This window comes from Yersinia frederiksenii ATCC 33641 (assembly GCF_000754805.1).
Lineage (GTDB): Bacteria > Pseudomonadota > Gammaproteobacteria > Enterobacterales > Enterobacteriaceae > Yersinia > Yersinia frederiksenii.
Genome location: NZ_KN150731.1, coordinates 1,300,927 through 1,314,852, shown reverse-complemented (window position 1 = coordinate 1,314,852; position 13,926 = coordinate 1,300,927). Strand labels below are relative to the sequence as shown.

Below are 13,926 nucleotides of genomic sequence, written 5' to 3'. Positions count from 1 at the left end.
CATTAACATTTGGTAAAGTAATGGTTATAAAAGCTCTCGCCTTTTATTAACTATTACGGTAGTCTCAAAAACGTTTGTGCTCGGATACCGGCATTTCACCACTGTCCTGATTAATATTGTGCGTTCCTGCACATTTATTTGGTTAAGTGATTGTCTCATCAGACCACAATCAATAATCTCGATTCGTTTGGCATTTTTGGTAGCGACATCCGTCGTAAGGACAGCAAGGGAAAACAACAACAATGGTCAAGTCTCAACCTATTATGAGATATATTCTGCGGGTCATTCCTGCAGTTGCAGCAGCGGTAATGTTATCCGCGTGTAGTTCACCACAGACTTCGAACTTACATAATACGCAAGCTGAGATGCGTGCAGTTAATGACAAAGATGGGCTTTTACTGCAAGCCTCTCAGGATGAATTCGAAGCGATGGTGCGCAACGTTGACGTCAAGTCAAAAATTTTAGAACAGTATGCAGGGTGGAAAGGCGTTCGTTATCGTTTAGGCGGTAGCACCAAACGCGGTATTGATTGTTCCGCATTTGTACAAACCACTTTCCGTGAACAATTTGGTATGGATTTGCCACGCTCGACATCTGAGCAGCAGGATCTTGGCAAGAAAATTCAACGTACCAAGTTACGTCCCGGTGATTTAGTACTGTTCCGAGCGGGTTCGACTGGACGCCATGTTGGTATCTACCTAGGTAACGATAAATTTGTTCATGCATCGACCAGTGTCGGTGTGACTATATCGAGCCTTAATGAAGATTATTGGAATAAGCGTTATCGCGATGGACGCCGAGTACTAAGTAGCGGTTCGCGCAGCTAACTGATTTTTATTCCTGTTGTTCGAGATGCCAAACGAAACTATGAAACGCCGCATTAGCGGCGTTTTTTATATCTGCTTTCTATGACTACCTCTTTCTCCTTCCCATTTGTAGGAAATGTCTTTTTTTTTTAAGAACCGCGAAATTCAAGAAATTTCTGTGTAAAATTCGCCCTGCTTGACCAAGAGTTTTCTGGCACTAAGACATATCAACCAACGATTCTCCTTTCTAGAATTAAGTAGATTGTGTTAATAAGCTGAAAATTTGTTTTACTGATATATATATTCCTGAATATACACATCAGTACAAATTTGAATGCCTGAACCACTTATTTGATGCATTTTACATGCACCTTTATTCTTTATATTTGGATGGATTTCAAATCGATAAGCTTATTAATGCCAATATTGCGGACTAGCAAACCGGTAGCGCTGTGCTGCCAACTTACTTATACTCATAACACTATATCAATCATGCTGAGGAGCGACGTAACATGGGTTCAAACAGTACGTTCTCCCGCAATATTTTATCCAGACGCCACCTTGTAAAAAAAAGTGTCATCCTCGCACTCTGTTTCTTTATTTGTTTTGTTGTTATTACGTTGTCATTACTTTATCGCAGCAGCGAGCGTAAATTAACAACACAAAGTGAACATATTATATCCTATTCATCTAAGTTCCTTAATGAACTGACGACAACGATGTCTCAGCTTATCCCACAAAGCACAAAGACATGTGAACAAGCCAGTTCAGCACTGCACTACCGAGCTGCATTTACCAATGGCGTCAGAGCTTTCTTATTGGTTCATGACGATATTACTTATTGTTCTTCAGCTACGGGTGAAATGCACTCACCAGTCAGTGCGTTATATCCTAAAATTAACTTATACCAACCTTTAGATTTTAAAATTCAGCAAGGTACTCCCATGATGCCGAGTAAGCCGGCAATTGGAGTTTGGTTGCGTGAGGCTGGGCGGGGTAACTCCGGGGTATTAGCAACACTAGAATTAACCTTGCATCCTTATTTCTTGCTGAACTCAGCTGAAAACCAAGTTAATAACTTAGCTATTGTTATTGATGATTTGGCGATAACTACCTTTGGCTCTAAAGTCATACCAGTCAGCCAATTACCGTCCAGATCCTCACATGAGGTACAATTACCCGGCTACCCAATCAAAATATTGATTTATCACACGAGCCTAACTGCGGATGATATTCGCATGAGCCTATTAGGCGGCCTGCTACTTTCAGGTTTAGTCGGTATCTTGGCATATTATATTTTGATTACCCGTCAAAGTGCTGAAGCTGAAATTCTGCGCGGTATTCGGCGTGGTGAGTTCTTCATTGTGTATCAGCCAGTATTTCGTTCACATCAACGCACTATGTCAGGCCTCGAGGCACTTATTCGTTGGAAACATCCCATTGAAGGGATAATTTCCCCGGATCTCTTTATTCCGTATGCAGAAGCTCAGCATTTGATTCAGCCACTGACTCGACATTTATTTGAATTAATCATCAATGACAGTAAATTAATGGAAGATTACGTTCCTGCTGGAACAAAGCTTGCCTTCAATATTTCCCCAGTGCATCTTGCTGATGATGGCTTCCGTAAAGATGTCTCACACATGTTGCAGCAATTAAATACCGATATTTTTTCTCCGGTATTCGAGATTACCGAACGTGGCATGGTTGAAGAAGAATTAGCTATTAAGCAATTCGCCTGGTTACGTTCCCAAGGGGTACAAATCGCGGTAGATGACTTTGGTACCGGGCACAGTGCGCTGATCTATTTAGAACGTTTTACATTAGATTATATTAAAATTGATCGTGGCTTTGTGAGCACCATCGGCATTAATACGGTCGCGGCACCGGTATTAGATGCTGTATTAATGTTGGCGCAAAACCTCAATATTGAGACTGTTGCTGAAGGCGTTGAAACGGAGCAACAACTACAGTATTTGGCCCAACATGGGGTTAACTACTTGCAAGGCTATTTACTTAGCAAGCCGTTGTCTGTTGAGGATTTAGCCAAGTTTTGTAATAAACAGAATTCGTAACAAAAACTCATTGGCTTAATGTTTGCTTTACCCTTGCAAACTGGTAATTTCATTTAGAGTATAACAATTCGAATAACAGCAGGAGATCACCACCAATATGTTGTTACGCCTACTTGCTGCCTTAGCACTTTCGGCCCTAAGTTTTGGCCTACAGGCTGAAACTATTAAAGAAGGCAGCTCTTTTGCCATACTGGGCGAACCTAAATACTCATCAGATTTTAGCCATTTTGATTATGTTAATCCGGCCGCTCCTAAAGGCGGTGATATCACACTATCTGCTATTGGTACCTTTGATAACTTTAACCGTTATGCCTTGCGTGGCAATCCAGCGATGCGGACTGAGCGGCTATATGACTCACTATTTACGACCTCGGATGACGAGATTGGTAGCTATTACCCATTAATTGCCGAGTCAGCGCGTTTTGCCCCGGACTTTCACTGGATTGAAGTTGATATCAATCCCCATGCCCGTTTCCATGATGGCACCCCCATTACCGCGCAAGATGTCGCTTTCACTTTCAATAAATTCATGACCGAGGGTGTACCGCAATTTCGCATCGTCTATAAAGGCGTGCAGGTAAAAGCTATTTCTCGTCTGACTGTACGTTTTGAATTCCCGGAACCTAATAAAGATAAAATGCTGGGTCTATTTGGTTTACCGGTGATGCCTGAGCATTTTTGGAAAAACCATAAACTCAGTGATCCACTGAGTAAACCGCCCATCAGCAGCGGCCCTTATCGTATTGGTAAATATAAAATGGGTCAGTTTATTACCTATGAGCGGGTCAGAGATTATTGGGCGGCTAACTTACCCGTCAATCGCGGTCAGTATAATTTTGATACCATCCGCTATGATTATTATTTAGACGATAAAGTCGCGCTGGAAGCCTTTAAAGCCGGAGCGTTTGATTTCCGTGAAGAGACCTCACCAAAAAGTTGGGCGACACAGTATGTGGGGGGCAACTTTGCAAAAAACTATATCGTGAAACAGGATATCGTTGATAACTCGGCGCAAAATACCCGCTGGTTGGCTTTTAATGTCCAACGCCCTATTTTTAGTGACCGCCGAGTTCGTCAGGCACTCACATTGGCGTTTGACTTTGATTGGATGAATAAAGCCTTCTATTTCAACAGCTATCAGCGTACTAATAGCTTCTTCCAGAATACCGAATATGCCGCAACAGGTTATCCGGACAGTGCTGAATTAGCTTGGTTAGCGCCGCTTAAAGGCAAAATACCGCCAGAGGTATTTACACAAATATATCAGCCACCACAAACCGATGGCAGCGGTGATTCGCGGGATAATCTGTTAAAAGCGCGCGAATTACTGAGTGAGGCTGGCTGGGAAGTGAAAAATCAGCAATTGGTTAATAGCAAAACCGGCAAACCTTTTGAGTTTGAATTACTGTTACTCAGTGGCAGTAACTTCCAATATGTTCAGCCGTTCAAACATAATTTGCAGCGTTTGGGCATCACCATGAATATCCGTGAGGTTGACAGCTCACAATTTGTTAACCGCCTACGCAGTCGTGATTACGATATGATCCCGACCGTTTACAGTGCATTCCCGTACCCTAGTCCAAATCTACAAATCTTGTGGAGCTCGGCCTATATTGATTCCAGTTATAATGCTTCCGGCATTAAAGATCCGGCTATTGACCACTTGATTGAACAGATTATCAAACACCAGGAACAGCCCGAGGCCTTGCGGTCTCTGGGGCGTGCCCTTGATCGCGTATTGACTTGGAATTACTTGATGATTCCGATGTGGTATTCCAATCATACCCGCTTTGCGTACTGGGATAAGTTCTCAATGCCTGCGGAACGCCCCACTTATTCGCTAGGGTTTGATAGCTGGTGGCTTGATGTCAACAAGGCAGCTCGCCTGCCAGCAGAACGTCACTAGGGGGCAGTTGTGGGCGTATATCTGTTACGGCGGTTATTGCTGGTCATTCCCACCTTGTGGGCGATTATTACTATTAACTTTTTTATTGTGCAAATCGCCCCTGGCGGGCCAGTTGATCAGGCGATAGCCAACATTGAACTGGGCCATTCCAGTGGCTATACCGCCGGTGGCGGTGATGCCGGTTTAGGCGGCGCGAAGGTGGGCTTGAATGCAGCCCAAGTAGGCGACAGTAACTATCGCGGCTCACGCGGATTAGACCCGGAAGTCATTGCTGAAATCAAACAGCGCTTTGGTTTCGACAAACCACTGCACCAACGCTATTTCGATATGTTATGGAGCTATGTGCGCTTTGATTTTGGCGACAGTCTGTTTCGTGGCGAATCGGTCATGTCATTGATTAAGCACAGTCTACCGGTGTCCATCTCTCTCGGACTATGGAGCACGCTGATAATTTATATCGTTTCCATTCCTCTGGGGATTAAAAAAGCGGTGCGAAGTGGTACTGCTTTTGATACATGGAGCAGCACCTTAATTATTATCGGCTATGCTATCCCTTCGTTTTTGTTTGCTATTTTGCTGGTAGTGCTGTTTTCCGGCGGCAGCTATTTCGATTTATTCCCGCTGCGCGGACTGGTTTCCAGTAATTGGGATACTCTGCCGTGGTACAGCAAAATAACCGACTATTTGTGGCATATCACTTTACCGGTATTGGCCACAGTGATTGGTGGCTTTGCCACATTGACCATGCTGACTAAAAACTCCTTTCTCGACGAAATCCGCAAGCAGTATGTCGTCACCGCGCGCGCCAAAGGGCTACCCGAAGAAAAAATTCTCTATCGCCATGTCTTTCGCAATGCCATGTTGCTGGTGATCGCCGGTTTCCCCGCCACCTTTATCAGTATGTTTTTCACCGGCTCACTGTTGATCGAGGTGATGTTTTCATTGAATGGCTTAGGGTTACTGGGCTATGACGCCACCTTACAGCGCGATTACCCGGTAATGTTTGGCACTCTTTATATTTTCACCCTAATTGGTTTGCTGCTGAATATTCTCAGCGATATCACCTACACCTTGGTTGACCCACGGATTGATTTTGAGGGCCGGCAATAATGATACGGCTAAGTGCTATTAATCAGGCCCGCTGGGGGCGATTTCGTCAGAACCGCCGTGGCTACTGGTCGCTGTGGATTTTTCTGACACTGTTTATTATTAGCTTGTTTGCCGAGCTTATCGCCAATGACAAACCGCTGCTGGTGAGCTATCAAGGGCGAATTTATATGCCCTTTATGACTAATTACAGTGAGTCGACCTTTGGCGGCATTTTAACCACTGCCGCCGATTATCAAGACCCCTATGTCATTGATCGAATTAAAGATAATGGCTGGGCCATCTGGGCGCCTATCCGTTTTAGCAATAACACCATTAATTTTGCCACTGATGTGCCCTTCCCTTCGCCCCCTAGCCGTACCAATTTATTGGGGACGGACAGCACCGGTGGCGACGTGTTAGCGAAAATCATTTATGGATTCCGTATTTCGCTGTTATTTGGCCTGACGTTGACGCTGTTTTCCAGCGTGATTGGGATTTGCGCTGGAGCAGTACAAGGCTATTACGGTGGCCGAGTTGACCTATGGGGTCAGAGATTTATTGAAGTGTGGTCGGGTATGCCAACCCTATTTTTAGTGATTTTACTGTCCAGCATCGTGCAACCAAATTTCTGGTGGTTATTAGGTATTACCGTGATATTCGGCTGGATGGGCTTGGTGGGTGTGGTGCGGGCAGAGTTTCTGCGTACGCGAAATTATGACTATATCCGTGCGGCTCGTGCCATGGGGGTACGTGACCGGGTTATTATGTCGCGGCATATGCTACCTAATGCCATGGTGGCCACGCTGACCTTCTTACCCTTCATTCTGTGTGGTTCTATTACCACTCTAACCTCACTGGATTTCCTTGGTTTTGGCTTGCCAATGGGTTCTCCCTCATTGGGTGGGCTGTTATTGGAAGGCAAAAATAACCTGCAAGCGCCCTGGCTTGGGATCACCGCATTCCTGGTATTGGCCGTGCTGTTATCTCTGTTGATCTTTATCGGCGAAGCAGTGCGTGACGCCTTTGACCCAAGTAAGGTGTACTGATATGGCAACCTCTCCACTCCTGGATATTCAGAATCTCAGCGTTGCATTTCGTCAGGCAGGTGTTGAACGTCAAGTGGTCAGCGAACTGTCATTGCAGGTCGCGCCGGGCGAAACAATGGCCTTGGTGGGGGAATCGGGCTCCGGCAAGAGTGTTACCGCCTTATCAATATTGCGTTTATTGCCCTCACCGCCAGTGGTCTACCCAACGGGTGATATTCTGTTTGCCGGAAAATCACTGCTACATGCTGATGAGCCGACATTACGCAGTATCCGTGGCGACCAGGTTTCAATGATATTTCAAGAACCTATGGTCTCACTGAATCCATTGCATACCATTGAGAAACAGTTGGCTGAAGTTCTGTCCCTGCATCGAGGAATGCGTCAGGAAGCAGCTCGAGCGGAGATTATTCAGTGCCTTGACCGGGTGGGAATTCGTAATGCCAAAGGCCGGCTGGCTGATTTCCCGCATCAGTTATCTGGTGGGGAACGTCAGCGCGTCATGATTGCCATGGCGGTGTTGACCCAACCCAAATTGCTGATTGCCGATGAACCGACCACCGCGCTGGATGTGTCGGTTCAGGCTCAGATTTTGAGTTTGCTGAAAGAATTAAAGCAAGAGATGGGCATGAGTTTACTGTTTATCACTCATAACCTGAATATTGTGCGCCGTCTGGCAGATAACGTTGCTGTGATGCGTGAAGGTCGTATTGTTGAGCAAAATAACCGGCAGACACTGTTCAACACCCCACAGCACCCCTATACCCGCCAATTATTGGATGCCGAGCCACAGGGCGACCCATTGCCACTGCCCATGAACCTGCAACCCTTATTGCAAGTTAAAGGGTTGCAAGTGGCTTTTCCCATTAAGCGTGGCTTACTGCGCCGGACGGTTTCTCATCACTATGCGCTGAAAGATCTCAGCTTTGATTTAAAGCCCGGTGAAAGTTTAGGTCTGGTGGGAGAATCTGGCTCAGGAAAAAGCACTACCGGGCTGGCATTGCTGCGCTTACTGCCCTCTAAAGGGGAGATATGGTTTAACGGTCAGCCGCTACACAGTTTTTCGCCAAAACAGATGCTGCCTTATCGTAGCCGCATTCAGGTGGTATTTCAGGACCCTTACTCGGCACTAAACCCACGTTTAAATGTGCAGCAAATCATTGCTGAAGGGCTGGAAGTGCATCAGAAACTCAGTGCAGTACACCGTGAGCAGCGGGTAATTAAGGCAATGGAAGAAGTTGGGCTGGATCCGGTGAGCCGCTACCGCTACCCAACCGAGTTCTCTGGTGGGCAGCGCCAGCGCATTGCTATTGCGCGAGCACTCATTTTGCAACCTCAATTGCTGATTCTGGATGAGCCGACCTCATCACTGGATAAATCAGTACAGGCGCAAATTCTGGCTTTGCTGAAATCCCTGCAGCAACGTTACCAACTCAGTTACCTGTTTATCAGCCATGACTTACAAGTCGTTCGTTCGCTCTGTCATCAGGTGATTGTGTTAAAACAAGGTGAGGTGGTGGAGCAAGGTGACTGCCAGGCAATATTTGCCGCGCCCAAGCAGCAATATACCCAGCAACTGCTACAATTTGCAGATTGATCCTTTGTAAATCAGGTAGTAAGACATAAAAAAGCGCCAGCATATTTGCGTGACAAACTGCGCTGACGAAAGACCGCTAACGAGTGCTCGATAGCGTATCAGAAGGGATAAAGTGCCGTCATGGTTTCAGCAATAGCCACACCAACATCTTTCAGGCGGCATATGGTGGCACTTTCATCTTGATTGTGAACAAATAAGCAAGGCTCGCCTTCCCACTCAACAATCGCAGAATCTACCTGTATCTCTTGTAACGAGAGATGTAACCGCTGCATGATAATTTGCGCGTGTTTACCATCGTGGCTAAGTAATTTCAGCCCCATGAGGTCATTATTGGTCTCGTCTATCGCCGTCAGCGGTATCGGTTCAACTTTCACACCAATAAATCCAGATAACCAACGGTAACTTTGCGGCAGACGATGTACTACCGAAAGTTGGATATTATTCACGTGTTTTTCCTAGTCAAAAATAAAAATTCAAGAAATCATAAAAGCACCACAATGACTCACACTTACTAAAGTTATAGCTGCTAAGTTGCCATTGTGCCTGATTCAACCTCTATCAAAACACAACATTGATAACAATTTAGAAACTAAAAATTCACAATGCTATTTTTTGTGCTGTCTCTAACCTTGATTCAGCCACCAATGCCAAGCACGGGACTGCTGGTTTGGGATTTAGATCCCATTTTTTGTTATATTTATACCTTTATGGCGGCTATCTCAACCATTTTTCTTGCAAAGATGTTACTTAATACCAATCAACATTTTACATTTCAAGAACAAAGCAAGGTTAACATACGCAAACAAAATCCATTTAATTAATTGATAAATATATATATTCAATGATATCAATCACTCTTTTATGAGTACGCATAACAGATAAAAATCATGTTATGACAGCTTCAACTTTTTTATTTCATCGCTCAAAAAGTTAACAATATGGCGTCAAACATAACTATGCAATAAATAATGATATGCATGCTTATTATATTGATGAGGCGCAATAATTGTGTGCTTTTTAGTGACTATTAGAGTGATATTTAATGAAGTGACGGGAAAAGCAGAAAGGAAATATGAGCAAAATGTTAATCAATAAATAAGAGGTATGAAAGGAGCTCTCGGGAGCCCCTCCTCTTTATATCTCTTTATTCCTTATTTTACCGCACACTTGCGTGGACGGCTGGCATAAAGATACAGCAGCATGGCGACAATTATGCAAAAGGCCATTGAGCTCACCATTGGCCAGGCACTACGTGATGGTGCCATCGACAATAGCGTTCCCACTATTGCGCCGATACCAAAGCGCAACGTTCCGGCCAAAGAAGAAGCCGTACCCGCCATATGTGGGAAATCATCCAAGATAACGGCCATGGCATTTGAGGTGATCATCGCGATACAGCCGACATAAGCCGCCACGCCCAATACCAGCGCCCAGAACCCCAGCCCGGTTGCACATACCACCAGCAACCAGACACCCATCACCAGTTGGACTAACATGCCAAAGCGGAACATTTTCAGTGCGCCGAAGCGGCGAACATTGCGACTATTTATCAATGTCATCAAGAATAAAAAGACAATATTCAACGCAAAATAATAGCCAAAGTTCTGCGGAGAAACGCCGTTTAACTCAATATAAACAAAGGGACCGGCACTTAAGAATGAAAACATTCCGGCAAAAGAGAAGCCGCTGGCCAGCATATAGCTCAGTACCCGCTTATGACGGAATAAGGTCGCGAAATTGCCGATAGTGGTGCGCAAATGAAACCGCTGTCGCTTCTCTTGCGGTAAGGTTTCTTTGATAAACAGTGAAACCAGTATCGCCGCGACCAAAGCGGCACCCGCCATAGTCCAGAAAATAGCATGCCAGCTAAACCACACCAGTAGTGCACCACCAATAATTGGGGCCAATAGTGGCGCAATAGTCATCACCAAGACAACAAAAGACATCATGCGGGAGAAGTCATCTTTGGTGAACATATCTCGCATCAATGCATTAATCACTACGCTGGCGGCGGCGGCGGACAAACCATGCAAAAAACGCATGTTAATCAATTGCTCAATCGACTGCGCCATAGCACAGGCCATACCCGCCAGTGCGAAGATTAGCGCCCCCCAGAAGATGACCGGCTTGCGCCCGATACTATCAGCCATCGGCCCATAGAACATCTGCCCGATGGCAAACCCCAACACATACGCACTCAAAGTCATCTGCACCGCGCCACTCTCTACGCCAAACTCTTGCGCAATGGTGGGCATGGCAGGCAGATACATATCAATCGCCAGGGGCATCAACATCGACAGCAGGCCCAGGATAAAGATTAAGCCAAAGTGGGATGTCCGGGTCTTCCCGTCATTTTGATTACTGGCATGCACGTTCAACAACTCCTTCCATAACCGACTGCAGGTTATATCAACGGCAAAACAGCGTGGAAACAGCTCGCCACGCTGCAATAGAAAATCATTTACAGATGGGGAGCGCCGACACTCGCTATCTCTTCTGCCGTCAGTGGACGATATTCGCCTGGAGCCAAATCATCATCTAACTTGATTTCGCCAATGCGTTCGCGATGCAGTTCTAACACCCGATTCCCGACGGCGGCAAACATCCGTTTAACTTGATGATAACGCCCTTCGCTAATGGTCAGACGCACAACCTGCGGCTCAATAACCTCAAGCTGTGCCGGTTTGGTCAGGGACTGTTCATTATGTAACTGTACACCATCAGCAAATTGCTGCGCCGTATCCTCCGCCAGCGGATGCTCCAAGGTCACCAGATAGGTTTTTTCACAATGGTGGCGCGGAGAAGTGATGCGGTGTGACCACTGACCATCATCAGTCATCAGGACTAACCCGGTGGTATCAATATCTAACCGGCCCGCGGCATGAAGTTTGTATGCTACAGGTTCATCGAGGAAATATAGCACCGTCGGATGATCGGGATCTTCGGTAGAACACACATAGCCCTGCGGTTTGTTCAGCATGAAGTAACGTGGGCCAACCGTTTGTTGTAATGGGTTGCCATCAAATCTCACGTCTTGCTCTGGCGTCAGCTTAATGGCACCACTTTTGACCACTTCACCATCGATGGTCACGCGTTTTGCCCGTAGCTCGCGCGCGACTAACGCCCGGCTAACACCTAATTGCTGAGATAAAAACTTGTCCAATCGCATTGAATCTACTTTGCCTGTTGTATTGTCGTGCCAGTGATGGGCACGATACCCGCAATCACGCCTGCATCTTAAAAGATACGGGAGATGATACGGTGTGGAATGAATGAAACAGTAACGTGGTATAGGGGAAAATAATTTGTTGCCTAACCAACCTAATCCACCAGTATAGCGGCGGTTGTCCTATCATCCTAGGAACAGTTGCAGTAAAGCCCTTATTTAGAAAGCGTATCGTGGTAAAATTCAGTTATCGCCCCAATCCCCACCCATGGGCATAATAGAGTAGAAATTTTTTCACTATTCGTAGAGATAAATGTTGTTTATACCCAGTAAAAGAGTGTTGCAAATCATGTATCCAGCCAATGGTCACGCAGTGTAATGGCATTCACATTACGCCCCTATCAGCAAGAAGCCGTGGATGCGACTCTTGCCCATTTTCGTCGCCATGCCGAACCCGCATTGATTGTCTTACCCACTGGTGCTGGGAAAAGTCTGGTCATTGCCGAACTGGCAAAACTGGCACGTGGACGCGTTTTGGTGCTGGCTCATGTTAAAGAACTGGTGGCACAGAATCACGCCAAATACTGTGCCTATGGTTTAGAGGCAGATATCTTCGCCGCTGGCCTGCAACAACGTCAAAGTGAAGGGAAAGTGGTCTTCGGTAGTGTGCAATCTGTGGCACGCAATCTTGCTTTGTTTGATAGTGCTTTTTCGTTACTGATTATTGATGAGTGTCATCGTATTAGTGACGATGATGACAGCCAATATCAGCAAATTATTCAGCATTTACGTAGCACTAATCCACGCTTACGGCTGCTGGGACTAACAGCCACACCTTATCGTCTAGGTAAGGGCTGGATTTATCAATTCCACTATCACGGTATCACCCGTGGTGATGGACAATCGCTGTTCCGCGACTGTATTTATGAATTACCCCTGCGCTACATGATTAAGCACGGCTTTCTGGTGCCACCAGAGCGGCTGGATATGCCCGTGGTACAATATGATTTCAGCCGCTTGACCAGCAACAGTGACGGCATGTTCCGTGAGGCCGATCTAGACCGCGAGCTTAAACAACAGCAAAGAATTACTCCACATATTGTTAGCCAGATAATTGAGTATGCCGCTCATCGTCGTGGGGTGATGATTTTCGCCGCCACAGTTGAACATGCGAAAGAGGTTTACGGGCTTCTGCCCAAAGGTGAGGCCGCACTGGTCAGTGCCGGAACGCCACCAGCAGAGCGCGATGCCCTTATTAGCGCTTTTAAGCAGCAGCAACTACGTTACTTGGTCAATGTTGCCGTGCTGACGACCGGCTTTGATGCCCCACATGTTGATTTGATTGCGATTCTGCGCCCGACTGAATCGGTCAGCTTATATCAACAAATTGTCGGCCGTGGCTTGCGACTCTCACCGGGTAAAAAAGATTGTCTGATTCTGGATTATGCTGGCAATCCCCACGACCTATTCACGCCAGAAGTGGGTACCAGCAAACCTCACAGTGATAGCCAACCAGTGCAAGTCTTCTGCCCTGACTGCGGCTTTGCCAATATTTTCTGGGGAAAATGTACTGAAGCTGGCGAGATTATCGAACACTATGGTCGTCGCTGTCAGGGCTGGTTTGAAGATGATGCGGGGGCTCGAGCACAATGTGACTACCGCTTTCGCTTTAAATCCTGCCCACATTGTGGCGCTGAGAATGATATTGCTGCGCGTCGCTGTCATCAGTGTCAGGAAGTGCTGGTCGACCCCGATGATATGCTAAAAGCTGCACTGAAATTGAAAGATGCTCTGGTACTGCGTTGCGGCGGAATGAGTTTGGAAGCTGGGAATGATGCGAAAGGTGAATGGTTAAAAATCACTTATTACGATGAAGAGGGTACCAATACCACTGAACGTTTTCGTTTAACCACGCCAGCCCAGCGGATGGCATTTGAACAAATTTTCCTGCGCCCCCACCAGCGGGCGCCAGGTATTCCCCTCAAATGGCAAAATGCCGCAGATATTATCGCGCAACAGGCATTATTGCGTTACCCGGATTTTGTTGTCGCTCGTCCTCGTGGGCAATGGTGGCAAATCCGAGAAAAGATCTTTGACTATCAGGGGCGTTTTAGAAAAGCAGACTCACTGGCTTAATGGATACCACGACAACTTCAGGCCAGTAAGTGATTCGGGCGAGCACGCGCTGCCAACACTGCCGCGGCGTCAAGTAAGTAGGTTATATGCGGTATTGTTTGCTGTCTG

General features: G+C 46.2%; 10 protein-coding genes. 7 read left to right on the top strand and 3 right to left on the bottom strand.

The window, feature by feature from the left end:
* Nucleotides 1-242: 242 nt before the first annotated feature.
* The 6 genes from mepS (at nt 243) to yejF (ending at nt 8,516) form a co-directional block, all read left to right on the top strand.
* Complete coding sequence (mepS, locus tag DJ58_RS15800) at nt 243-827, top strand: bifunctional murein DD-endopeptidase/murein LD-carboxypeptidase (protein ID WP_032911521.1); 585 nt, start codon at nt 243-245, stop codon at nt 825-827.
* Between the two features lie 491 nt (nt 828-1,318).
* Nucleotides 1,319-2,881: a cyclic di-GMP phosphodiesterase gene (locus DJ58_RS15805; protein WP_032913206.1), complete on the top strand. Its 1,563-nt coding sequence runs from the start codon at nt 1,319-1,321 to the stop codon at nt 2,879-2,881.
* A gap of 97 nt (nt 2,882-2,978) precedes the next feature.
* Complete coding sequence (locus tag DJ58_RS15810; protein WP_004710847.1) at nt 2,979-4,787, top strand: extracellular solute-binding protein; 1,809 nt, start codon at nt 2,979-2,981, stop codon at nt 4,785-4,787.
* A gap of 9 nt (nt 4,788-4,796) precedes the next feature.
* Nucleotides 4,797-5,897 carry a microcin C ABC transporter permease YejB gene (locus DJ58_RS15815; RefSeq protein ID WP_004710849.1) on the top strand — a complete coding sequence of 367 codons (1,101 nt, stop codon included), beginning with the start codon at nt 4,797-4,799 and terminating at the stop codon, nt 5,895-5,897.
* Entirely contained in the window at nt 5,897-6,922 is a 1,026-nt protein-coding gene (locus tag DJ58_RS15820; protein WP_032911522.1) for an ABC transporter permease, read from the top strand. Before DJ58_RS15815 ends, DJ58_RS15820 begins: the two co-directional genes overlap by 1 nt.
* 1 nt (nt 6,923) lies before the next feature.
* A complete protein-coding gene (gene yejF, locus DJ58_RS15825; RefSeq protein ID WP_004710850.1) occupies nt 6,924-8,516 on the top strand; it encodes a microcin C ABC transporter ATP-binding protein YejF in 1,593 nt (530 codons plus the stop codon).
* 98 nt (nt 8,517-8,614) lie between these two features.
* Here yejF and DJ58_RS15830 read toward each other — a convergent pair whose 3' ends face one another.
* From DJ58_RS15830 to rsuA, 3 genes are all read right to left on the bottom strand, one after another.
* Nucleotides 8,615-8,962 (bottom strand): YejG family protein, encoded by a 348-nt coding sequence (locus DJ58_RS15830; RefSeq protein ID WP_004710851.1) that lies wholly within the window; start codon nt 8,960-8,962, stop codon nt 8,615-8,617.
* A 705-nt stretch (nt 8,963-9,667) separates the two neighbouring features.
* The gene (locus DJ58_RS15835) at nt 9,668-10,888 is read right to left on the bottom strand and encodes a Bcr/CflA family multidrug efflux MFS transporter (RefSeq protein WP_004710854.1); all 1,221 of its coding nucleotides are present in this window, start codon (nt 10,886-10,888) and stop codon (nt 9,668-9,670) included.
* Between the two features lie 89 nt (nt 10,889-10,977).
* A complete protein-coding gene (gene rsuA / locus DJ58_RS15840) occupies nt 10,978-11,685 on the bottom strand; it encodes a 16S rRNA pseudouridine(516) synthase RsuA (protein ID WP_004710857.1) in 708 nt (235 codons plus the stop codon).
* Between the two features lie 375 nt (nt 11,686-12,060).
* Between rsuA and radD the strand changes: the two genes are divergently transcribed.
* Nucleotides 12,061-13,818, top strand: coding sequence for a DNA repair helicase RadD (gene radD / locus DJ58_RS15845; protein ID WP_004710858.1), 1,758 nt, complete (start codon nt 12,061-12,063; stop codon nt 13,816-13,818).
* Nucleotides 13,819-13,926 lie beyond the last annotated feature (108 nt).

Coding starts and splice junctions, on each gene's coding strand:
- mepS (WP_032911521.1), top strand. CDS start 243: ATGGTCAAGTCTCAACCTATTATGAGATATATTCTGCGGGTCATTCCT.
- DJ58_RS15805 (WP_032913206.1), top strand. CDS start 1,319: ATGGGTTCAAACAGTACGTTCTCCCGCAATATTTTATCCAGACGCCAC.
- DJ58_RS15810 (WP_004710847.1), top strand. CDS start 2,979: ATGTTGTTACGCCTACTTGCTGCCTTAGCACTTTCGGCCCTAAGTTTT.
- DJ58_RS15820 (WP_032911522.1), top strand. CDS start 5,897: ATGATACGGCTAAGTGCTATTAATCAGGCCCGCTGGGGGCGATTTCGT.
- yejF (WP_004710850.1), top strand. CDS start 6,924: ATGGCAACCTCTCCACTCCTGGATATTCAGAATCTCAGCGTTGCATTT.
- rsuA (WP_004710857.1), bottom strand. CDS start 11,685: ATGCGATTGGACAAGTTTTTATCTCAGCAATTAGGTGTTAGCCGGGCG.
- radD (WP_004710858.1), top strand. CDS start 12,061: ATGGCATTCACATTACGCCCCTATCAGCAAGAAGCCGTGGATGCGACT.